Origin of the sequence: Klebsiella sp. S69 (genome assembly GCF_016516145.1) — a bacterium.
GTDB lineage: Bacteria > Pseudomonadota > Gammaproteobacteria > Enterobacterales > Enterobacteriaceae > Klebsiella > Klebsiella oxytoca.
Genome location: NZ_JACVUU010000001.1, coordinates 128,290 through 149,443, shown reverse-complemented (window position 1 = coordinate 149,443; position 21,154 = coordinate 128,290). Strand labels below are relative to the sequence as shown.

Here is a 21,154-nt window from a genome sequence, read left to right as displayed (position 1 = left end):
ATTCCCTTACGATAAATTATAAAACTTCCCGAAAATTGATAATGGTGCCCTGGCTTATAATTTTCTTACCTACATTGGCAATAACCGAGTAATGTTTAAAGCCATTATTATCAGAAAACGCGAGTTTACTTACCACTTCAATAGTATCCCCCGGATAAGCTGAGGCTTTAAACTTCAAATTTTGCGCAGCCAGTACTCCACGTACCTGTGCCCGACGCTTATGTATAACTTCAAGCATATCAGGTTGATCTATATATGTGTGGATATCACGCAGAGTTAGAAATTCTCGCCCTGTGCGTAGTTGATAAATATCGCAAATGTCACACAAAAAAGAGAAATATTCACTAGCCTGGCCAAATATCTCCGAAATAATAGCCCCTGGCATGATAGGATCTTCAGGAAAATGGCCAAGAAGATACGGTTCATTATAAGTGACATGCTTTATCACTTTAACATACCCATTCTCGCCATACTTAAAATCATCGATTCTATCTACCATTAACAATGGCTGGCGCCACCCACCCATAGCCAGAAAAACTTTTGTTGGGATCTTAAATTTTGACATATATCACCGCATAACCATACCACCATCAATGACGATGGTTTGCCCGACAATATAACTTGAAGCAGAAGAGCTCAAATAAACAATAGTATTTGCAACTTCTTCACATTTCCCAAGGCGCTTAAGCGGAATTGAATTAGTGACTTCACGCACTACCGTACGAGACACTTTTTTAACCATTTTTGATTCGATCATTCCCGGCGCAACGGCATTTACTCGTACGCCCCGCGGCGCAAGCTCAGCGGCCAGCGTTCGTGTGAAACTTAAAATGGCACCTTTGGAAGCGCTATAATTAACCTGACCAATACTCGGAACAATAGCAGCAATAGATGCAACATTAATGATTGTAGGGTTCTGGGCCGACCGTAACAAAAGTAAGACCTCTTTAGTCAAGCGAAAAAGCCCCAGAAGATTAGTATTAATAACAGAACTAAAATCATCAAAAGTCATAACAGCAAAGAGGTTATCTTTCACTATTCCTGCATTGTTCACTAAAACATCCAGTTTTCCTTTATCACTGGATAATTGTGCACATATGGCCGCAACATCTTCCTGATTCGATAGATCCCCCTGCAGGAGATGAAGTTTTTTTCCAGCAGGATGATTTGATTGAAGCTCCATCAACTGCGCTTTATTCGTGCAGTAAAGTGCATAAACGACGCATCCTTGCTCAAGAAATTTGCCGCAAATAGCGTGACCGATATCACCGCTGGCGCCAGTGACTAATACGGTTTTATCAACGAGGTCATTATAATTATACATATCTATTGATCACCTTAATTAACAAAGAATAGTCACTGCGATTGCATGAGTACGGCAATGAGAGATACTTAAGGAGATATTAGCAACTCCTTGCTCATCGAGGATTTCCTTCAGTCTTCCGGTTATCAAAAACGCTGGCTTTCCATATTCATCATGCGTGACCTCAATATCATGAAAGCGGATTTTATTGTTAAACCCATAACCTACTGCTTTTACAATTGATTCTTTTGCCGCCCAGAACCCAGAAGCGCGCTCATAATTTGGGTCGTGCGGGTTAATTTTATTAATCTCAGCATGAGTAAACACTCTCTGTAAAAAGCAAGAATTGCTGTTCGTCAAGGCCTGAATAATTCTTTCCACTTCAACAATATCCGTACCAACACGCATGATTTATCGCTACGATAGTTATAATTGGTAATTAAAGTTAAACTTAACTTTATACTTATCTACATTTAAATTATCGGGGTAGACAAAAGGGCTCGATAAGGATCAATCGTACTCCAAACCATATACAACTCCTTTTAAACCAGTTATGCCGCCCATTATTTTTTTACTCTCAATCTCCTGTACCGGGACCTTACCAATGATTTGGCCATAATCCAGACCAAAATAGGGAGTTATGTTTTTATAACCTGTAATAAGATTGAGCGTGTTCTGTATATAAAATCCCTTATTACCATAAATTCCTCCACTATCATCAAAGCCACGAACACTCCAACGGTCGCCTATAGTAAGCTGATCCTGTAGAGTAAGATTATCCGGCGTATACTGTACACCGAGATTAAGTTCATAATAAGCATCAACAGGTAATGAAGTTAGCCATTTCATATAATTCACATTCAGATTCATGATCTGACTCTGGCGACTTACATCTCCGTTACGCATATCCGGCGTTTCTGTACTTCCTAAGGCCTTGATAAAACGCTGCCAGCTTAAACTGGAATCTAATACGGCCCCGGTGAAATTTTTCTTGTAATTTACCCCGAGCTTCAAATTACTCATATCGCGTTTTTGTAAAACTAATTCTTCCCCCCCTAATGTATAATCATACTTGCGTCTGATAAGTTCTGCATTGGCGGAAAGCTTTGAACTCGCATCACGATGCAGCATTCGTGATCCTTTAAGGCTGAAGTACTGCGTCTTACCCACATAGTCAAAATCATAGGGACCAACATCAATACTCTGTTTTGATTTACTACTACTATAAAAAAGGCTTAATTCAGAGTATCCAAAAGGGATACTATAGTAGGTGCTAACATTTTTATAACCTCCTGTCTGACTACTGGTACCGGCCAAATAAAAAAGATCGCTAGATTTCGTTAAATTATAAAGATAACCGGTTGTCCCCAAGAGTTGGTTGCCAGTACTTTTATCACCAAAATTGTTATATGTTGTTCTTAAATTCCATCTTTTAGTACGCTGAGGTTTAATATCAACTTCACTGGTACCGTTGTTAACGCCAGGTATGATATTTATCTTAACATCAACCCAAGGCGTCCTCTGTATATTTTCCAGTCCCTGTTCAATATCTCTGACATTCAGAATATCTCCTTCCTTAAAGGGCAATCCCCATCTACTTATATCATTATCAGATATAATAACTTGTGATATTCGCCCAGGAATAATTCGCAACTTTAGTTTTTTAGTCAAAAGATCCTGAGAAGGTATCTCGACGCGGGTTGTTATGTACCCGGAATTAATAAAGTGATCCTGCAAAACGACAGCTGCTTTTTGCAATCCTTTGACCCCCAAACACTTACCGGCGATTCTTTTTTTAATTTTTCGGATCCAGCGATCGTTCAGGAAGTCATTTTCGAGAATAAGCTCATCGATATCATAGCAAGGCGTCTCTTGCGGAAAATCGCTATCTACTGCTATTTTCTGTACGGCTTGCGAAAAAACATCTTTTTTTTCAATCTTCCGTTCTTTGGTTGATGTATTATCATTACTCTGCTGTTCTTTTATCATACGCCCGAGCGGCATGTCTGCAAACGTCTTCGAGCTGAAACTCATTAATATCAAGGCCGCGCTGAAAATATATCGAATATCCATTTCGTTTCCTGACAGGTAAAAGCAGCAATCCCTTGCTGCCTTTACCTTTTATTTAGCGTTCTATCTATTTACCAACAACAGTACCAAATATATTTGTTATATTTGCAGCTGTCTGAAGTCCTTGAGCCCCACCAAAGACAGCCCAAAAGCCTGTATTGATAACTTTTTTGGCATTGATTACCGCTTTACCTTCGGTATAGATATTCAAATAATTATAGATATTATTCGCCACATTCAAATTGAGTTGGGATGAAGCAACCAGGTTACCCATATTAGAGACATTATTAGCATCTATCCGGGTCGTATACCCAGTGATATTACCATTACCATTGTTGGTCAAGTCAGTATTGGTAGTAATTGTCAATGCCTTGCCAGAAACGATATCTTTATTGTTAGCTATAGTGTATCCACTAACGTTAAGATTCCCGTCAGCATTAATGGTATGAGAATTTCTTAAATAGCCGGTGCTTTTTACTGTCACATCTCCCTTGCCACTAATCCAGCCATTATTGAAATAATCCCCATTAACATTTATGAAGATATCTCTATCTGAGGAAATAATACCAGTTGCAGTATTTTTAGCGATAGAACCATTACCTTCTAAAGACAGCGAGTCAACATTAATATTCATGTTACCTGCACTGTAAATAGTTGAATAATCCGCGGCAACATGTTTGGCATCAATATTCATGTTGCCGGAATTAGCAACAACCTGCCCTTTGTTGTTTGTCAGGTTGCCGGAAAGATTAATATTAGTATCTCCCGACTGAGAAACAATACGCCCAGATGTATTGTTGACATTTTTTGCAGTTATATTCAGATCTTTACCGGCGATTATGCCACCTTCCTGATTGATATAGCCGAAATATTGCCCTGCATAATAACCAAACATGTTACTAGAACTAACATTAATATCGCCTTCCGCCTTTAACGTCAGATTTTCATCGGAGACCATCATTGAATACTTGCTATCCAGGTATGAGCCTGATTCAACATTGATATTTTTGGCGAGAATCAATGAGCTGTCATTAATGATTTTGTTAGCTTTAATCGATACGTCACCCTCGGTAGACGTTACCATAGCAAGACGGCTATCAAATTTGTCGCTAAGCTCGATATTAACACCTTTTATACCATTGATTCCGGCCTGGCTGGTCCGCAGCTCACGACCTTCGATTGAAATATTCTGGCTACTTTCAATTTTCCCCTGGTAGTTATCGATATCTCTAGTGGTCTTTAATTTAATATCACCGGCTGAGGCGATTGTTCCAGCATTATTAAAGACATAATCTGCAGAGATGTCTGTGCCGCTCCCAGAAATTATACCTTTGGCTTCCGCACCGGCCGGATCGAGTGATTTATTATTGTTATTTTTAACAGCTTTAGTAGTTGTTATTTTCACATTAGCTGCACTGGAGCGAATCAAGCCAGTTATATTTTCTATATTACCAGTACTATTAATCTCTACGTTTCCATCGGCATCAATAACGCCAGAGTTATTAGCCATAGAGCTATTCTTTAGATTAATATAATTGCCATGTATTTGACCATTACTATTGCTGAGTTCACCGCTCTCGATAAGTACTATTGCCGCTTCGATACCAGCGTTTTTGCTTCTTCCGGAGTTGTTCAGCTTATTATTGTTGGTATTAACCGTTAACATTCCTCCAGATGCAATCTTACCATTGGCATTATCCAGTGCACCGCTTAGAATGTTAATATCTGATGCAGCAGAAATATTTCCCCCAGTGGTATTATTGATGCTGCTTTTGGCAGTATCAATTGTAATACTTCTCCCACTGTTAATTTTACCGTTTATATTATCCAGAGCACCATTGGTATTTACAGCTATGTCGCCACTAGATTGGATCATAGCGCTGTTATTTATTAGCTTACCGTTGCTAGTGATATTAAGGCCACTGGCACCGCCGGCAATAGTTCCTTCGTTACGTACCCCAACGCCGCCTTCAGTGCTAATCAAATTAATGCGGTTGGCATACATACCGCCGAGTTTAGAGACATCCACGCCATAGGAAGCAGCTTTATCGATGGCCTCCACTGTGCCGGTGATAGAACCATCGACATCGATAACGTTGTTGCCTGCGATGACTGATAGCTCATCAACTCTCAGACTTCCGTTCACTTTGACGCTGCGGGCTAAAATTTCTGTAGGTGATTCGCTTTGGAAGTTACCAACAGTAATACTGCCGCCCTTCACGGTATAACCGGTTAATGCACCATCTTTTACATTTGGCGTACCGGTCGTCAGCGTCCCTTTTTCCGCATTGATGAAACCGCCCCCTTGGGTGGTAATTCCATTTGGGTTAGCAATGATGAGATGAGCAGAGTCGCCGGCCACTTCCATCATCCCGTTGATGGTACTTGCATTTTTTGAAGTTACTTCGTTCAAAATAACTTTCGCGGTTCCCCCCGCGAGATTAGCATTACCTTCAATCTGCCCGGCCAGAGTCGTTTGCACGGCGCTGGCGGAGTTATTGAAAATCACCCCTTCTTTGCCCACGTTCAGTGTTTCGTAAACGTTATGTGAAAGTCCTTTGCTATTTGCTTCTTTAATATTCACAACAGGAACACCGTTTGCTGACGTGACGTTCCCATTAATGATTGAGATATCAGCCTGGGCTATTACCGGTAAAAGCAGTAATATTGAAGCAGCAACAGGATTTAATTTTAGCATTCTTTTTTTATTCGCGTAATGTTTCATATAAACCTTTTCAGATAGTATTGATAGAGCACAGCCTAATGGAATTACACAATGAGCAAGCATCATCATTCACATCAGACCATTTTTAGCACACTAATTAGTGCACCGATCCTTGTGTGTAAATCACATTCAATTCATCAACATCTTGTAAACAGTAACTAATATGATTTATGAAATATATGAAGCATAAACTTTAATATTTTTAAGCAAAATGTTTAGTCGATTATATTTTTAATTTACAAAACACATCCTCTGCAGGGGTTGTTATCCGTTTAAGCTTATCCCTATTCTGCACCTTATGGTTAAGGCCGCTGGTATTATCCTTGCCCACCACAGCGATTTCATACAACACTTTACTGACTTCGCTATACTTTCCTCGAATAGTTTAATAAACAAAAGTGAATTATTACCCATTATATTAACTTCCAGACTTTCATGATTAAGATCAAAAATGAATATTCTCTTAAAAATAATCTGGAGGGTATCTGACATCCTGAACGTTGTGGCTACTGTTTTTTCATGCGTAATCAAAAAGAATACCCCCTCAAAACCGGGCTTCAACACTCTGATTTTATTGGATTTTAGAAGCAACCTCAGATAAACACACCATTCGGCCAGGCGCTATTCGTTCGAAAACTCATTTCACAATATTAATAAAGTGAGGGTTCTGGTAAACATCCGGATGTTAGTATTACCTATCTGAAATCGCTTTAATTTTATTTTCATCTCTTTCTGCTACCTTATGCAATGTGTCATTGAACATTAAATTATAAAAATACCAGGCAGGTAAATAATAAGTACGATGAATAAAAACATCTCCATATTCCCCGACCGTACAAATTTTATATGGCGGCAACATAGTGAAGGTCGAATAATTCAACCAACTCTTTGATGGATAAAAATGCTAATAAGTCAATGAATAGTCTATTAAGGAGTTAGCATGGCAAAACATGAAATATATTTGAATGCAAGCTCAAGGACATAACCTTGCCGGCTATCGCCACTATTATGCAACTGGCGTGCTGTACCGCTTACCAGTCATAATCGATATGCGGGCTTGATGTCTGAGAACAAGCCGCTGTTGCGAGGCTGAGAGGAGATTGATTAACTAAAGGGAATATTATTGTGTAGTTGAACTCATTTATTTCACATTTAAAAGTCATGATTCAGAACGTGAGTCAAAATGAGCGACGGCTTATCCGACCGATCTAATGGGCCGGATAAGCGCGTACTATCTGAACATGCTGACTAATCGCGGAAATTTTTGAACTGGAACGGCTGACCTAAATCACCGCCGCGTACCAGCGCCATAACCGCCTGCAGATCGTCACGAGATTTTCCAGTAACGCGAATTTCTTCACCCTGGATCTGCGCCTGCACCTTCAGCTTACTGTCCTTGATAAGCTTAACGATTTTCTTCTGCGTCGCGCTCTCAATTCCCTGCTTCAGCTTTGCATCGACAAACCAGGTCTTACCGCTATGCACGAACTCATCCGGAACTTCAATAGAACTGCCTTCAATTCCGCGTTTAAGCAGCTTGGCGCGCAGAATATCCAGCAGTTGATTAATCTGGAAATCAGACTCACTGAGGACCTTGATGGACTCGTTCTTTTCGTTCAGTTCAAAGCTCGCTTCGACGTTACGAAAATCAAAACGCGATTCAACTTCACGGGTCGCGTTCTCTACGGCGTTTCGAACTTCCTGAAGATCAACTTCAGAGACAATATCGAAAGATGGCATCTTTTCCTCTCCTTCAGTTTCTTTTGCGTTGCATAATACCTGCAACGCGACATAACTCAACTTGTTATCCCGAAAGGATAACTGATAACGCTATACTTTAGCCATGAGCACCTGATGCAGCACTCACAGGTGAGGAGGAATAATGAAAGTAACCGTACTCGGATGCGGTGCACTGGGACAGTTATGGCTAACTGCGCTGTACAAACACGGGCATGAAGTCCAGGGCTGGTTACGCGTCCCCCAGCCATTCTGTAGCGTCAATGTCATTGATACCGACGGTAACGTGTTTAATGAATCATTTATCGCTAACGATCCTGATTTTCTCGCCAGTAGCGACCTGTTACTGGTCACGCTGAAAGCCTGGCAGGTCTCCAACGCGGTGAAAAATCTGAGCGCAATTTTGCCCTCATCATCGCCTGTTTTGCTCATGCATAATGGTATGGGAACCGTGGATGAGCTTAAAAGCATCAGACAGCCGCTGCTGATGGCTTCGACAACCCAGGCTGCTCGCCGCGACGGCAACGTCATTGTCCATGTTGCCAATGGCACCAGCCACATTGGTCCAGCGAAAAATTATCCGCAGGACTACAGTTATCTTGCCGATGTGCTCCAGGGCGTGCTACCTGACGTTGCCTGGCATAATAATATCTACCCCGCAATCTGGAGTAAGCTGGCGGTTAACTGCGTGATCAACCCGCTGACGGCGTTGAAGAACTGCCAGAACGGCGCCTTACGCGAATATCCTCAGGAGGTCGCTGACATCTGCTATGAAGTTGCGGCGGTTATGGAGCGCGAGGGGATGCATACCTCGCCGGAAAATCTGTTATTCTATGTTCATCAGGTTATTGAAAGTACGGCAGAAAATACTTCTTCAATGCTGCAGGATATCCTCGCCCAGCGCCATACGGAAATCGACTATATTACCGGTTTTCTGCTAAAGCGTGCTCGAGCCCACGGTATAGCCGTACCTGAAAATACCCGTCTGTTTGAACTGGTTAAGCGTAAGGAGAATGAATATGAGCGCGTCGGCACTGATTTGCCTCGCCCCTGGTAGCGAAGAGACCGAAGCGGTCACCACCATAGATTTACTCGTTCGCGGCGGCATAAAGGTCACAACCGCCAGCGTCGCCAGCGATGGCGATCTGACGATTGTCTGCTCCCGCGGCGTCAAGCTGCTGGCCGATGCGCCACTGGTGGAAGTGGCCGATGGCGACTTCGATATCATCATTCTTCCTGGCGGCATTAAGGGCGCCGAGTGCTTCCGCGACAGCCCTCTGCTGGTTGAGACCGTGCGTCAGTTTCACCTTTCCGGGCGTATCGTCGCAGCGATCTGCGCCGCGGCGGCCACCGTACTGGTGCCGCATAATCTGTTCCCCATCGGCAATATGACCGGATTTCCCGGGTTGAAAGATCGCATTCCTGCCGGGCAGTGGCAGGACAGGCGCGTCGTCTGGGATGCTCGCGTTAAGCTACTTACCAGCCAGGCGCCCGGGACGTCCATTGATTTCGCTTTAAAGATAATTGATCTGCTGGTTGGGCGTGAAAAAGCCCATGAAGTCGCATCACTGCTGGTCATGGCGGCGGGAATTTATAACTACTACGAAGCGTGAGCCAACGGCGGAAATTTCCGTCGTTACCTTCACATATGACGTTCAATAAACCTGAATACCTGCGCTCGCGGATACGCATCTAAATCAACGGGGATCCACAAAAATCCTAAGGTCCCTAAATCTAAATAATCCATTTTTCCGTGAGTTACGATCCCCTTAACGTGTCTCCACGCCAGAAAAGCCCGGTAATTTTGATTAGAGTGATCCATCCAGCTTACGCCCTCCTCCCACAGCTGAAGGCAATATCCGCTGCGAATAGCTTCATTGGCGTCATAAAAGCGACGGGACCAACATCTCTGAAATCGGCGATAAAGAAGCCGGATGGTCAACACGCCGACAATGTAGCATCCCAGAAAAACGGCTATCACCTTTGAATTGCGTAACCTGAAAAGATACTCGCCCGCCCCATCGCTAATGGACCAGGCGCTTAATCTGAACTGATAATGACCATCGCTCAATGACGCAAAAAAGGCAAAAATCAGCCACATAATAAGTGTGCTAATAAGAAATGCGGGTACAGGAGCTAAACGGCGGAGACGTTCTGACAATGCGAGCCGGGCCAGCCTCGCTCCCCACAGGTATTGGGAAAACGACAAACACTGTCCCGGAATATAAAACGTCAACGGCACGCCATCCTGGCGTGCGGGTTGTTCAGGAATCATATAACATCCTTGTTATCAATTTGTTATGGGCGATACACCTTCACGTTCTGGAAGCCCTGCTCGCGCAGATACAGCGCCTGCAGGCGGCTCATCACGCCGCGTTCACACCACAGCAGCCAGGTTTTATTCTGGTCGAGATCGCCAAATTTGGTGCTGAGCTTATAGAACGGCAGAGAGACCACATCCACGCCTTCCACCTTTAACGGCCTGTCATCCTGTTCGTCGACAGAACGAATGTCGAGGATTACGTCGTTCGGGCCAAAGCCGCTGACGGTTTCCACTTCCACCACGTCCTGTTCTGTCTGCTGAGCAATATCGCGGATATCGATATTCGTCGCTTCCGCTACCACTCTTTCCAGGATGTCGAAATCGAAGTGCTCTTCTTCCGCCTCGATCTTCGCCTTTACCGCTTTAATGGTCGGGCTCTTCGAGATAACGCCGCAGTATTCCGGCATGGTACGGGCAAAATCTTCGGTACCGATTTCACGCGCCAGATTAATAATGTGCTCTTTATCGTGTGAAATCAGCGGACGCAGAATCAGGGTATCCGAGACGTTGTCGATCAGACGCAGGTTGGTCAGCGTCTGGCTGGAGACCTGTCCCAGCGCTTCGCCGGTAACCAGCGCCTGCACGCCGTAGCGCTCGGCGACTTTTGACGCCGCGCGAACCATCATACGCTTGAGCACCACGCCCATCTGGCCATCATCGACTTTTTCCAGAATCTCGCCAACCACGGGTTCGAAGTTAATCGCCACGAAACGTACCCGGTGGGAACTGCCGAAACGGTTCCACAGGTAGTGCGCCACCTGACGTACGCCGATTTCATGCGCAGCGCCGCCGAGATTAAAGAAGCAGTAGTGCACGCGACAGCCGCGACGCATCAGCATATAGCTGGAGACGCCGGAGTCGAAACCACCGGAAATAAGCGACAACACGTCTTCCTGGGTGCCGATCGGGAAACCGCCAATACCTTCATAGCGCCCTTTAACCAGCAGCAGGCGATCGTTTTCAATCTCGAGGTTCACCGTCACATCGGGGTCGGTTAACTTCACGCGCGCCGTTTCAATATGTTGGTTCAAACCGCCGCCAACGTAGCGCTCGACTTCGATTGAGGTAAACTCATGCTTACCGCGGCGCTTAACGCGCACGCAAAAGGTTTTACCTTCCAGCGCTTCACGCCACAGCGGCAGCGTCTGCTCGAAAATATCGTGCAGGGAAGTATAAGGAACGTCCTCGACTTCAAGAATATGGTGAATACCGGGGATACGGGTCAGGGCATCGCGAATAGCCAGGCGCTGGTTTTCATCCTTTGCCCGAACCTCGATATGATCCCAATGACGAACGACGGCAAGCGTCTCATCATAGTTTTTGAGAACGTTACGAATGTTCCCGGTTAAAATTTTAATGAAGCGCAATCGCACAGATTGGCTTTTGATGGTGATTTCCGGGAACAATTTAATGATAAACTTCATGGCGACAATATTCGTTGGCAAGCCCGACGGGGCTTTAAGCATAAAAAGTTGTACAGGCGCGATCGGCGTCTGCATCCAGGGCGCGGAGTATACCACTATTGGACGCTTTTCACCTGGCATTGCGCGTTATTTGATTAACCGCGCGACTTCGTTACCATATTGATAGCCATCGAGACATAACAAGAGTCTATATTCACTATGCCAAAGAAAAATGAGGCCCCGGCCAGCTTTGAGACCGCCCTGGGCGAGCTGGAGCAGATTGTTAATCGTCTGGAAAGCGGCTCGCTGCCGCTAGAAGAAGCGCTCGGCGAATTCGAGCGCGGCATACAGCTTGCGCGCCAGGGGCAGGCAAAGCTGCAGCAGGCCGAGCAGCGCGTGCAAATTTTGCTGGCGGATAGCGAAGATGCGCCGCTGACGCCTTTTATGCCGGACGCTGAATAAATGGATTTTCCGCAACAGCTACAGTCGTGCGTTGAGCAGGCTAACGAAGCGCTGCGTCGTTTTATCGCTCCGCAGCCCTTTCAGAACACTCCGCTGGTCGAAGCCATGCAGTACGGCGCACTATTGGGCGGCAAGCGCCTGCGCCCGTTTCTGGTTTACGCGACCGGCGACATGTTTGGCGTTAGCCGCGCTACGCTGGACGCTCCCGCCGCCGCCGTCGAATGCATCCATGCCTATTCGCTAATGCACGACGATCTTCCGGCAATGGACGATGATGATTTGCGCCGTGGTCAGCCAACCTGCCATATAAAATTCGGCGAGGCGAACGCAATTCTTGCTGGAGACGCTCTACAAACGCTGGCGTTTTCTATACTGAGTGATGCGCCGATGCCGGAAGTACCGGATCGCGATCGTCTGGCGATGATTTCTGAACTGGCGCAGGCCAGCGGCATCGCCGGGATGTGCGGCGGTCAGGCGCTGGATCTGGAAGCGGAAGGTCATCAGGTTGACCTGCCGTCGCTGGAGCGTATTCATCGCCATAAGACCGGTGCATTGATTCGCGCAGCGGTACGAATGGGCGCACTGAGCGCAGGTGAGGCCGGACGCAGAGCGTTGCCCGCTCTCGATCGATACGCAGAAAATATCGGTCTCGCCTTCCAGGTCCAGGATGACATTCTCGACGTGGTAGGGGATACTGCCACCCTTGGCAAACGTCAGGGAGCCGACCAGCAGTTGGGCAAAAGTACCTACCCCGCCCTTCTGGGACTTGAGCAAGCCCGGAAAAAGGCCCATGACCTGATTACCGACGCCCGCCGGTCGTTAAACGAGCTGGCCGCGCAATCTCTGGATACCACGGCACTGGAAGCGCTCGCGAATTACATAATTCAGCGTGATAAATAAACAATAAATGAGTCTCTGATGAGTTTTGATATTGCCAAATACCCGACCCTGGCGCTGGTGGACTCCACCCAGGAGTTGCGTTTGTTGCCGAAAGATAGCCTGCCGAAACTGTGCGACGAACTGCGGCGCTACCTGCTGGACAGCGTCAGCCGCTCCAGCGGGCACTTTGCCTCCGGCCTCGGCACGGTAGAGCTAACCGTGGCGCTGCACTACGTCTATAACACGCCTTTCGATCGCCTTATCTGGGACGTCGGCCACCAGGCTTACCCGCATAAAATTCTGACCGGACGCCGCGATCAAATCGGGACTATCCGTCAGAAAGGCGGACTGCACCCCTTTCCCTGGCGCGGGGAGAGCGAGTATGACGTTCTTAGCGTCGGCCACTCGTCCACTTCTATCTCCGCCGGCATCGGCATAGCCATCGCCGCAGCCAAAGAAGATAAGCAGCGTCGCGCGGTCTGCGTGATCGGCGACGGGGCGATCACCGCCGGGATGGCGTTTGAAGCGATGAACCACGCTGGTGATATCAAACCCGACCTGCTGGTAGTGCTCAACGATAACGAAATGTCGATCTCTGAGAACGTCGGCGCGCTAAACAATCATCTGGCGCAGCTGCTTTCCGGAAAACTCTACTCCACGCTGCGCGAAGGCGGCAAAAAGGTCTTCTCTGGCGTACCGCCGATTAAAGAGCTGCTCAAACGCACCGAGGAACATATCAAAGGGATGGTGGTTCCGGGGACGCTGTTTGAAGAGCTGGGCTTTAACTACATTGGGCCGGTGGACGGCCACGATGTTATCGGTCTGGTTAACACGTTGAAGAACATGCGCGACCTGAAAGGTCCGCAGTTCCTGCATATCATGACCAAAAAAGGCCGCGGCTATGAGCCCGCCGAAAAAGACCCGATTACCTTCCACGCGGTGCCGAAGTTCGATCACACCAGCGGCGTGCTACCTAAAAGCAGCGGCGGCCTGCCAACTTACTCGAAAATCTTCGGCGACTGGCTGTGCGAAACCGCCGCAAAGGATGACAAGCTGATGGCCGTTACCCCCGCGATGCGCGAGGGTTCAGGAATGGTCGAGTTTTCGAAAAAGTATCCCGGCCAGTATTTCGACGTGGCTATCGCCGAACAGCATGCGGTCACCTTTGCCGCTGGCCTGGCGATTGGCGGCTATAAGCCGGTGGTGGCGATTTATTCAACCTTCCTGCAGCGCGCCTACGACCAGGTGATCCACGATGTCGCTATCCAGAAGCTGCCGGTGCTGTTCGCTATCGACCGCGCAGGAATCGTTGGCGCTGACGGTCAGACCCATCAGGGCGCATTTGATATCTCCTTCCTGCGCTGCATCCCGGATATGGTTATCATGACGCCAAGCGACGAGAACGAATGTCGCCAGATGCTCTATACCGGCTATCACTACAACGACGGCCCGAGCGCAGTGCGCTATCCGCGTGGCTCCGGTACCGGTGCTGCCTTTGAACCGCTGGCATCGCTGCCTATCGGTAAAGGCGTGGTGAAACGCGAAGGCGAGAAGATCGCCATCCTTAACTTCGGCACGCTGCTGCCACAGGCCGCCAAAGTCGCGGAGAAGCTTAACGCCACTCTGGTGGATATGCGCTTTGCCAAACCGCTGGATGAAGCGCTGGTGCTACAGCTGGCCGCAGAACACGAGGTGCTGGTTACGCTGGAAGAGAATGCCATTATGGGCGGCGCGGGCAGCGGCGTGAATGAGCTGCTGATGTCCCGCCGTCGCGCGGTGCCGGTGCTGAATCTCGGCCTGCCTGATTTCTTCATCCCGCAGGGAACCCAGGAAGAAGCGTATGCCGATCTCGGCCTCGACGCCGCAGGAATTGAAGCCAAAATCCACGCCTGGCTAGCATAATTGCCGTCACCGCTCCTGCTATGCTTAAGGGATACTTTTATCCGTAGCAGGAGCGCACTATGCACTATATCCCTCTTGGCGATACCGATCTCCGCGTTTCCCGGCTCTGCCTTGGCTGTATGACCTTCGGCGAACCGGACCGCGGCAACCATGCATGGACCTTACCGGAAGAGAGCAGCCGCCCGCTCATTAAATACGCCCTCGAAGGCGGGATTAACTTTTTCGACACCTCTAATAACTACTCTGACGGCAGCAGCGAAGAGATCCTCGGCCGCGCGCTACGCGAATATGCCCGACGCGATTCCGTAATCGTCGCGACCAAGGTTTATCATCAGGTGGGCGATCTGCCGCAGGGACTGTCGCGGGCGCAGATCCTGCGATCTATTGACGACAGCCTGCGCCGTCTCGGCATGGAGTATGTCGACCTGCTGCAGATCCATCGCTGGGATTACACCACGCCCATTGAAGAAACCCTCGAGGCGCTCAACGACGTCGTCAAGGCGGGTAAAGCCCGCTATATCGGCGCATCGTCGATGCATGCGCGCCAGTTCGCGCAGGCGCTGGCATTGCAGGAGCAAAATAACTGGGCTCGCTTCGTCACCATGCAGGATCATTACAATTTGATTTACCGTGAAGAAGAGAATGAGATGTTACCGCTGTGCAGCCGCGCAGGGGTCGCGGTAATGCCCTGGAGCCCGCTTGCGCGCGGTCGTCTGACGCGTCCCTGGGGAGAAACCACCGCCCGCCTGGTATCGGATGAATTCGGTAAGTCGCTCTATAATGTCATGGATGAGAATGACGAGCAGATTGCCGCAAACCTTGCGGAGGTCGCAGAAGAGCTTGATGCCGAGCGCGCTCAGATCGCGCTGGCCTGGCTATTGAGCAAGCCCGGCGTGGCCGCGCCGATTATCGGCGCGTCAAGGCAGGAACAGCTGGATGAACTGCTGCATGCGGTCGATTTAACGCTGACGCCAGAGCAGATTGAGAAGCTGGAAGCACCGTATAAACCGCACCCGATCGTGGGGTTCAAGTAACCCGCCGTCCCTACCAGATTCCCGGCTCGCGCTGCGCTTAGCCGGGCTACAGATTCACCAACATCTGCGGACAACGGGTTCACCACCGTCTCCGGAAAATTATGCCACTCTGCGCTTTGCTCCCGGGGACGGCGCAAAGCGCCTTGCCCGGGCTACGAGTGCTTCACCGTCTGTGGGACAGTAGCCCGGACAGGTGCGCAGCACCGCCTCCGGGAAACGCCGGCTTGCACGATCTACGGGCGGTACACGCCAGGCGGGCCGCACGGCTTTTAGAAAAGCCCAATTGGCCAGTGGTGGCCTATGACGTACAGCACCCCGGCGGAAATCACCCCGGCGACAATATCGTCCACCATGATCCCCATCCCGCCGTGGATATTGCGGTCGAACCAGCGGATAGGCCACGGCTTCCACATATCAAAGATGCGAAAAATCACGAACCCGGCGGCAACCCACTGCCAGTCCATCGTCGGCAAAGCCATCAGCGTAATCCACATCCCGACAAACTCGTCCCAGACGATACTGCCGTGATCGTGGGTACCCATATCTTTCGCCGTACGGTGACAAATATAGACGCCGATGCAGATACTCATCATCACCACCAGCGAATAGAGCTGCCAGGGAATAAAGGTCAGCAAGTACCAGAAGGGAATCGACGCCAGCGACCCCATCGTGCCGGGGACCACGGGGCTAAGACCGCTGCCAAATCCCGTTGCCAGCAGATGCCAGGGGTTGCTCATCTTCAGCCGGCTTTTCGCCACATCTCTACTACGCGCCAAAATGGTCATACCCCTTAACGTCCAGCGTTACCGGCTTGCCCTCACGGGTGAATTGCAGGCCTTCCGATTCAGGAACGATCTGTCCAATACAGGTAAAACGCGCGCCGAGATTGGCAAGCGCCACGTCCAGCGCCCCGCGGTTGAGTTCAGGTACGGTAAAGCACAGTTCATAATCTTCACCGCCGGCGAGCGCCCAGCGCAGCGCCTGCTCCTTATCCACCTGGCGCAGCATCGCATCCGAGAACGGCATTGCATCAAGGTCGATGCGCGCGCCGCAGCCGCTGGCGTTGAGAATATGCCCCAGGTCGGAAATCAGGCCGTCGGAAAGATCGATGGCCGAATTCGCCAGATCGCGCAGCGCCTGACCCTGCAGAACCCGCGGCAGTGGGCGCAGATGACACGCCAGGAGGTAATCCGCGTCGGTGGCATCTTCCACCTGCAGCCGATCCTGCAAAATCGCCAGGCCAGCAGCGCTGTCTCCCGGCGTGCCGGTGACGTAAATCCAGTCGCCATGCTTTGCCCCGGAACGCTTCAGCGCGCGTCCCGTTGGCACATAGCCGTGAATACCCAGCGTCATCGCCAGCGGTCCGCGAGTAGTATCGCCGCCAATGAGCTGCATATCGTAATAGTTAAGCTGTACGAACAGGCTGTCGCTAAAGGCTTCAAGCCAGGCTTCGTCCGCTTCCGGCAGGGTCAGAGCCAGCGTTAACCATGCCGGTTCGGCGCCCATCGCCGCCAGATCGCTTAAATTTACCGCCAGCGCTTTATAGGCGAGGTCGGCAGGGTCGATGTCGGGTAAAAAATGGTTTCCCGCCACCAGGGTGTCGGTGCTGATTGCCAGCGTTTTTTTCTCGGGGATATTCAGGAGCGCGCAGTCGTCGCCAATGCCGGTTTCAACATCAAGACGTGCGCTTTTTACGCGATCAAAATAACGGGCAATCAGGGAAAATTCGCCGCATGCCATACGTTATGCCTCAGAAAAAGAAAAGAATAAGGCCGGTTTGCAGAAGTGAGACTCTGCAAATCCGGCCCTGGAGTTTACTTTTTGTTGGGACGAATTACCGGGGCAGCTTTGTCCAGCACGCCGTTGACAAACTTGTGGCTATCTTCAGCGCCAAAGGTTTTCGCCAGTTCAATGGCTTCGTTAATCGCAACTTTGTACGGTACATCGCTACGCTTTGACAGCTCAAACAGCGCGATACGCAGGACCGCCTTTTCCACCTGACCCAGCTCATCCAGCAGACGAGAAAGGTACGGCTTCATCAGGCCGTCGAGATACGCGCTGTTAGTCGCCACTCCGGACAGCAGCTCGCGGAAATACAGAACGTCGACATCTTTTACATCCTGTTCCGCCAGGAACTGGTATTCGACATCAGCAATGTCGTTTTTGGACAACTGCCAGGAGTAGAGCGCCTGGACAGCACACTCACGGGCGCGGCGACGAGCAGCAGGTTTCACGGAATTCCCCTTACAAAAATCAGGCCTTGATGGCTTTCAATACGTTAATCATTTCCAGCGCGGTCAGCGCTGCTTCAGCGCCTTTGTTACCGGCTTTGGTGCCAGCGCGTTCGATGGCTTGTTCAATACTTTCTGTGGTCAGAACACCGAAGGCTACCGGGATTCCGCTGTCCTGAGCGACGTGCGCCAGGCCATTGCTTGCACCGCCAGCCACATATTCAAAATGCGCAGTGCCGCCACGAATAACGGTACCCAGCGCAATCACCGCGTCATACTTACCGGTTTTCGCCAGTGCGTCAGCCGCCAGCGGCAGTTCGTACGCGCCTGGAACCCAAACAACGGTAATGTTTTCATCTTTAACCTGGCCAATACGCTTCAGGGCGTCAATCGCACCTTCCAGCAGGCTGTCGTTGATAAAGTTGTTGAAACGCGCAATGGTGATGGCGACGCGAGCGTCCGGGGTAGCAACGTTAGCTTCAATAATGTTCATACTCTTCCTTCGGGTTCAGTTCATTTGGCCCCGCAAGGGGGGCGGATTCTATCATAATAATCGGCGCACTGCTTTCCCTTTTGACCAGGGAAATCAAGCGTTCACTAAATGCAGGCAAATATCCGGGCCTACATGACGTATCTCGTTGAATTTGAAATGGGGTGCTTGCGCTTGTTTCTCAAGCCCCGGCAGCGCGCATAATCCGCGCGCATCGCTGCCTAACAGTTTAGGCGCAATATAGACGATAAGCTCATCCACCAGCCCGGCTTGCAACAGCGCGCCGGCAAGCGTTGGCCCGGCCTCCACCCAGATCGAGTTAATTTGCTGTTTGCCCAGCTGCATCATCAATAAAACCAGATCCAGCCGACCATTATGCTCCGGCACCAGCAGAGTACGTACGCTCTCCGGCCACTGCCGTTCATCTTCACGGGTGCGGGCAAACAGCGTTTCGCCCGCCTGCTGCACGATACGGTGCTGCGGCGTGACGCGATTGTGGCTATCAATAACGATGCGTAAAGGCTGGCGCAGATTTTCCTGCGGGTACAGCGCCTGGGTTTCAGCGTTGAGCTCGTCCCAGCGTACGGTCAGCGCCGGATCGTCCGCCAGCACCGTCGCGCTGCTGGTCAGAATAGCGTGGCTTTGCGCGCGCAGGCGCTGGACATCACGCCGCGCCTGCGGTGAGGTGATCCACTGGCTCTCTCCGCTGGCCATCGCCGTGCGGCCGTCCAGCGATGCGCCCATTTTTAGCTGGATCCACGGAAAGCCGGTGCGCATGCGCTTGAGAAAACCTTTATTCAGCGCTTCGGCTTCATTCATCATCAGCCCGTGGCTGACGTCAACGCCATCCTGCTGCAAGCGGTACAGACCGCGCCCCGCGACCTGGGGATTGGGGTCCTGCATTGCGGCAACGACGCGGGTTACCCCTGCGGCAATTAGCGCTTCGCAGCACGGCGGCGTACGCCCGTGATGGCTACAGGGTTCCAGCGTCACGTACGCCGTCGCGCCCTGGGCTTTTTCGCCCGCCATGCGCAGCGCATGCACCTCCGCGTGCGGTTCACCGGCGCGATAGTGAAAACCTTCGCCGACGATCTCGCCATCTTTGACAATCACGCAGCCGACATTCGGATTTGGGTGAGTCGTGAAGCGTCCGCGCGCAGCCAGCTTCAGCGCTCGCGCCATGTATATTTCGTCCTGCATGGATCAGTCCTGTAAGCGGGCGATCTCTTCGCCAAACTCTTTGATATCTTCGAAACTGCGATAGACGGAAGCGAAGCGGATATAGGCCACTTTATCGAGCTTTTTCAGCTGTTCCATCACCAGATTGCCGATCATTTTGCTCGGCACTTCACGTTCGCCGGTTCCGCGCAGGTGGGTTTTAATGTGGTTAAGCGCCATTTCGACGTCATCTGAGCTGACCGGACGCTTTTCCAGTGCTTTTAGCATGCCGCTGCGCAGTTTGTCCTCATTAAAAGGCTCGCGCACGTCGTTGCTTTTTACGACTCGCGGCATCACCAGCTCCGCCACTTCAAACGTCGTAAAGCGTTCGTTGCAGACCAGACACTGGCGGCGACGACGCACGGAAGAGCCTTCGCCCACCAGACGTGAGTCGATAACCTTGGTATCTACGGCGAAACAGAAAGGGCAATGCATAGCGCGTCCTGACAAGTAGTTAAACTAACAGGTAGTTTACCGCGAAGTGACCCGACAACAAAGAAAGAGCTTTTGAGACAAAGGATCTATAGTGCGTTTAGCCGAACGATCTACCATTAAGCATCCTCTGTTAACGGAATCTCGACTATGACAAGACGTTATTTAAAGCTGGCCATTGTGGGTAGCATTTTCACCCTTAGCGCCTGCGCGCAGCAAAGCGAAATTCGCCAGATGAACCAGAGCGTGAGCACTCTGAGCAAAGAGATGACCCAGCTCAATCAGCAAACGGTAAAAATTACTCAGCAAAACGTTCTGAACGCGAAATCAAACAGCGGCGTATACCTGCTGCCGGAGGCGAACACGCCAGCTCGCCTGAAAAGCCAGATTGGTACCCTGCGCATGTCGCTGCTCAATATCGCCCCGGATGGCGACGGTACCCGCCTCACCCTGCGCATTCAGGGGGAATCAAACGATCCGCTGCCGGCCTTTAGCGCGACGGTCGCCTCCGGGCAGATCAGCGGCACAACCGATAGCTACCAGGAGGTTAATGTACAAAATCAGCTCATTAGCGCTCCGGCAAGCGTCCTGGCGCCGAGCGATGTCGACATTCCGCTGCGCCTGAATGGCGTGACGCCAGAGCAGGTTGGCTTCGTTCGCATCCACGATATTCAGCCCGCCAGTATGCAGTAATGCCGTCTGCCGGATGCGTTCAACATCCGGCTTTTTTTCCGCTGTGCAAATCCACTTACAGATTTCCCGATCGGTTCACTAAAAATTGACAGGAATTATGAATTTCGGTGGCATTTCGTCAAGAAATGCATAAAATCGTGAACGCAATCGATTACCTATGTCTTCGTTATGTGAAACAACACATATTTTTGTGAGCAATGATTCCTATAATAGACGCCACAGAAATACGAAATATTTAGAAACGCTACGGCG

Annotated in this window: 20 protein-coding genes and 1 pseudogene; 7 read left to right on the top strand and 14 right to left on the bottom strand. The window is 49.9% G+C overall.

The genetic code is table 11. From position 1 onward, the window contains the following. Positions 1-16: 16 nt before the first annotated feature. The 6 genes and pseudogenes from IAE27_RS00695 to IAE27_RS00670 all read right to left on the bottom strand — a co-directional run bounded on the left by IAE27_RS00695 (position 17) and on the right by IAE27_RS00670 (position 7,838). Entirely contained in the window at positions 17-565 is a 549-nt protein-coding gene (locus tag IAE27_RS00695) for a 3-hydroxyacyl-ACP dehydratase FabZ family protein (protein ID WP_024273836.1), read from the bottom strand. 3 nt (positions 566-568) lie between these two features. After that, positions 569-1,324: a 3-oxoacyl-ACP reductase family protein gene (locus IAE27_RS00690; RefSeq protein ID WP_154022358.1), complete on the bottom strand. Its 756-nt coding sequence runs from the start codon at positions 1,322-1,324 to the stop codon at positions 569-571. Positions 1,325-1,342: 18 nt separating this feature from the next. Continuing rightward, complete coding sequence (gene acpS / locus IAE27_RS00685; protein ID WP_004099485.1) at positions 1,343-1,711, bottom strand: holo-ACP synthase; 369 nt, start codon at positions 1,709-1,711, stop codon at positions 1,343-1,345. A gap of 18 nt (positions 1,712-1,729) precedes the next feature. After that, positions 1,730-3,376, bottom strand: a pseudogene (locus IAE27_RS00680) (ShlB/FhaC/HecB family hemolysin secretion/activation protein). 64 nt (positions 3,377-3,440) lie between these two features. Then, a complete protein-coding gene (locus IAE27_RS00675) occupies positions 3,441-6,098 on the bottom strand; it encodes a filamentous hemagglutinin N-terminal domain-containing protein (RefSeq protein ID WP_200091654.1) in 2,658 nt (885 codons plus the stop codon). A gap of 1,248 nt (positions 6,099-7,346) precedes the next feature. Beyond that, positions 7,347-7,838, bottom strand: a complete 492-nt coding sequence (locus IAE27_RS00670; RefSeq protein ID WP_004099480.1) for a YajQ family cyclic di-GMP-binding protein — start codon at positions 7,836-7,838, stop codon at positions 7,347-7,349. A gap of 142 nt (positions 7,839-7,980) precedes the next feature. Between IAE27_RS00670 and panE the strand changes: the two genes are divergently transcribed. Beyond that, on the top strand, positions 7,981-8,892 hold the full coding sequence (panE, locus tag IAE27_RS00665) for a 2-dehydropantoate 2-reductase (RefSeq protein ID WP_154022357.1): 912 nt from the start codon (positions 7,981-7,983) through the stop codon (positions 8,890-8,892). After that, entirely contained in the window at positions 8,855-9,448 is a 594-nt protein-coding gene (gene yajL, locus IAE27_RS00660) for a protein deglycase YajL (protein WP_154022356.1), read from the top strand. The genes panE and yajL overlap by 38 nt, the downstream gene beginning before the upstream one ends. A gap of 29 nt (positions 9,449-9,477) precedes the next feature. Here the strand turns inward: yajL and IAE27_RS00655 are convergent, their stop codons facing one another. After that, positions 9,478-10,110, bottom strand: coding sequence for a hypothetical protein (locus IAE27_RS00655; protein WP_154022355.1), 633 nt, complete (start codon positions 10,108-10,110; stop codon positions 9,478-9,480). Between the two features lie 23 nt (positions 10,111-10,133). Further along, on the bottom strand, positions 10,134-11,582 hold the full coding sequence (gene thiI / locus IAE27_RS00650) for a tRNA uracil 4-sulfurtransferase ThiI (RefSeq protein ID WP_024273832.1): 1,449 nt from the start codon (positions 11,580-11,582) through the stop codon (positions 10,134-10,136). 198 nt (positions 11,583-11,780) lie between these two features. On the opposite strand from thiI, the gene xseB reads away from it, so the two are divergent. Genes xseB through IAE27_RS00630 form a run of 4 tightly spaced genes read left to right on the top strand, consistent with a single transcriptional unit; the run spans position 11,781 to position 15,838 of the window. Then, entirely contained in the window at positions 11,781-12,023 is a 243-nt protein-coding gene (gene xseB / locus IAE27_RS00645) for an exodeoxyribonuclease VII small subunit (protein ID WP_064355456.1), read from the top strand. Beyond that, complete coding sequence (gene ispA / locus IAE27_RS00640; protein WP_004099466.1) at positions 12,024-12,923, top strand: (2E,6E)-farnesyl diphosphate synthase; 900 nt, start codon at positions 12,024-12,026, stop codon at positions 12,921-12,923. 18 nt (positions 12,924-12,941) lie between these two features. Continuing rightward, positions 12,942-14,804 (top strand): 1-deoxy-D-xylulose-5-phosphate synthase, encoded by a 1,863-nt coding sequence (gene dxs / locus IAE27_RS00635; protein ID WP_004099465.1) that lies wholly within the window; start codon positions 12,942-12,944, stop codon positions 14,802-14,804. A 59-nt stretch (positions 14,805-14,863) separates the two neighbouring features. Continuing rightward, a complete protein-coding gene (locus tag IAE27_RS00630; RefSeq protein ID WP_108704158.1) occupies positions 14,864-15,838 on the top strand; it encodes an aldo/keto reductase in 975 nt (324 codons plus the stop codon). A gap of 269 nt (positions 15,839-16,107) precedes the next feature. Here IAE27_RS00630 and pgpA read toward each other — a convergent pair whose 3' ends face one another. The 6 genes from pgpA to nrdR form a co-directional block, all read right to left on the bottom strand. Continuing rightward, positions 16,108-16,623 carry a phosphatidylglycerophosphatase A gene (gene pgpA / locus IAE27_RS00625; RefSeq protein ID WP_004099462.1) on the bottom strand — a complete coding sequence of 172 codons (516 nt, stop codon included), beginning with the start codon at positions 16,621-16,623 and terminating at the stop codon, positions 16,108-16,110. Next, entirely contained in the window at positions 16,604-17,578 is a 975-nt protein-coding gene (gene thiL / locus IAE27_RS00620; RefSeq protein ID WP_154022354.1) for a thiamine-phosphate kinase, read from the bottom strand. Before thiL ends, pgpA begins: the two co-directional genes overlap by 20 nt. A gap of 74 nt (positions 17,579-17,652) precedes the next feature. Then, a complete protein-coding gene (gene nusB, locus IAE27_RS00615) occupies positions 17,653-18,072 on the bottom strand; it encodes a transcription antitermination factor NusB (protein WP_004099457.1) in 420 nt (139 codons plus the stop codon). A gap of 19 nt (positions 18,073-18,091) precedes the next feature. Beyond that, on the bottom strand, positions 18,092-18,562 hold the full coding sequence (gene ribE / locus IAE27_RS00610; RefSeq protein WP_003021575.1) for a 6,7-dimethyl-8-ribityllumazine synthase: 471 nt from the start codon (positions 18,560-18,562) through the stop codon (positions 18,092-18,094). Between the two features lie 93 nt (positions 18,563-18,655). After that, a complete protein-coding gene (gene ribD, locus IAE27_RS00605) occupies positions 18,656-19,759 on the bottom strand; it encodes a bifunctional diaminohydroxyphosphoribosylaminopyrimidine deaminase/5-amino-6-(5-phosphoribosylamino)uracil reductase RibD (RefSeq protein ID WP_200091515.1) in 1,104 nt (367 codons plus the stop codon). Positions 19,760-19,762: 3 nt separating this feature from the next. Then, on the bottom strand, positions 19,763-20,212 hold the full coding sequence (gene nrdR, locus IAE27_RS00600) for a transcriptional regulator NrdR (protein ID WP_004099449.1): 450 nt from the start codon (positions 20,210-20,212) through the stop codon (positions 19,763-19,765). A gap of 147 nt (positions 20,213-20,359) precedes the next feature. Between nrdR and IAE27_RS00595 the strand changes: the two genes are divergently transcribed. Further along, positions 20,360-20,902 (top strand): DUF3251 domain-containing protein, encoded by a 543-nt coding sequence (locus IAE27_RS00595; RefSeq protein ID WP_200091512.1) that lies wholly within the window; start codon positions 20,360-20,362, stop codon positions 20,900-20,902. The last annotated feature ends 252 nt before the right edge of the window (positions 20,903-21,154 follow it).

Coding starts and splice junctions, on each gene's coding strand:
- nrdR (WP_004099449.1), bottom strand. CDS start 20,212: ATGCATTGCCCTTTCTGTTTCGCCGTAGATACCAAGGTTATCGACTCA.
- IAE27_RS00690 (WP_154022358.1), bottom strand. CDS start 1,324: ATGTATAATTATAATGACCTCGTTGATAAAACCGTATTAGTCACTGGC.
- thiI (WP_024273832.1), bottom strand. CDS start 11,582: ATGAAGTTTATCATTAAATTGTTCCCGGAAATCACCATCAAAAGCCAA.
- panE (WP_154022357.1), top strand. CDS start 7,981: ATGAAAGTAACCGTACTCGGATGCGGTGCACTGGGACAGTTATGGCTA.
- IAE27_RS00695 (WP_024273836.1), bottom strand. CDS start 565: ATGTCAAAATTTAAGATCCCAACAAAAGTTTTTCTGGCTATGGGTGGG.
- IAE27_RS00595 (WP_200091512.1), top strand. CDS start 20,360: ATGACAAGACGTTATTTAAAGCTGGCCATTGTGGGTAGCATTTTCACC.
- IAE27_RS00630 (WP_108704158.1), top strand. CDS start 14,864: ATGCACTATATCCCTCTTGGCGATACCGATCTCCGCGTTTCCCGGCTC.
- IAE27_RS00655 (WP_154022355.1), bottom strand. CDS start 10,110: ATGATTCCTGAACAACCCGCACGCCAGGATGGCGTGCCGTTGACGTTT.
- thiL (WP_154022354.1), bottom strand. CDS start 17,578: ATGGCATGCGGCGAATTTTCCCTGATTGCCCGTTATTTTGATCGCGTA.
- ribD (WP_200091515.1), bottom strand. CDS start 19,759: ATGCAGGACGAAATATACATGGCGCGAGCGCTGAAGCTGGCTGCGCGC.
- xseB (WP_064355456.1), top strand. CDS start 11,781: ATGCCAAAGAAAAATGAGGCCCCGGCCAGCTTTGAGACCGCCCTGGGC.
- pgpA (WP_004099462.1), bottom strand. CDS start 16,623: ATGACCATTTTGGCGCGTAGTAGAGATGTGGCGAAAAGCCGGCTGAAG.
- IAE27_RS00675 (WP_200091654.1), bottom strand. CDS start 6,098: ATGAAACATTACGCGAATAAAAAAAGAATGCTAAAATTAAATCCTGTT.
- yajL (WP_154022356.1), top strand. CDS start 8,855: ATGAGCGCGTCGGCACTGATTTGCCTCGCCCCTGGTAGCGAAGAGACC.
- acpS (WP_004099485.1), bottom strand. CDS start 1,711: ATGCGTGTTGGTACGGATATTGTTGAAGTGGAAAGAATTATTCAGGCC.
- ispA (WP_004099466.1), top strand. CDS start 12,024: ATGGATTTTCCGCAACAGCTACAGTCGTGCGTTGAGCAGGCTAACGAA.
- IAE27_RS00670 (WP_004099480.1), bottom strand. CDS start 7,838: ATGCCATCTTTCGATATTGTCTCTGAAGTTGATCTTCAGGAAGTTCGA.
- ribE (WP_003021575.1), bottom strand. CDS start 18,562: ATGAACATTATTGAAGCTAACGTTGCTACCCCGGACGCTCGCGTCGCC.
- dxs (WP_004099465.1), top strand. CDS start 12,942: ATGAGTTTTGATATTGCCAAATACCCGACCCTGGCGCTGGTGGACTCC.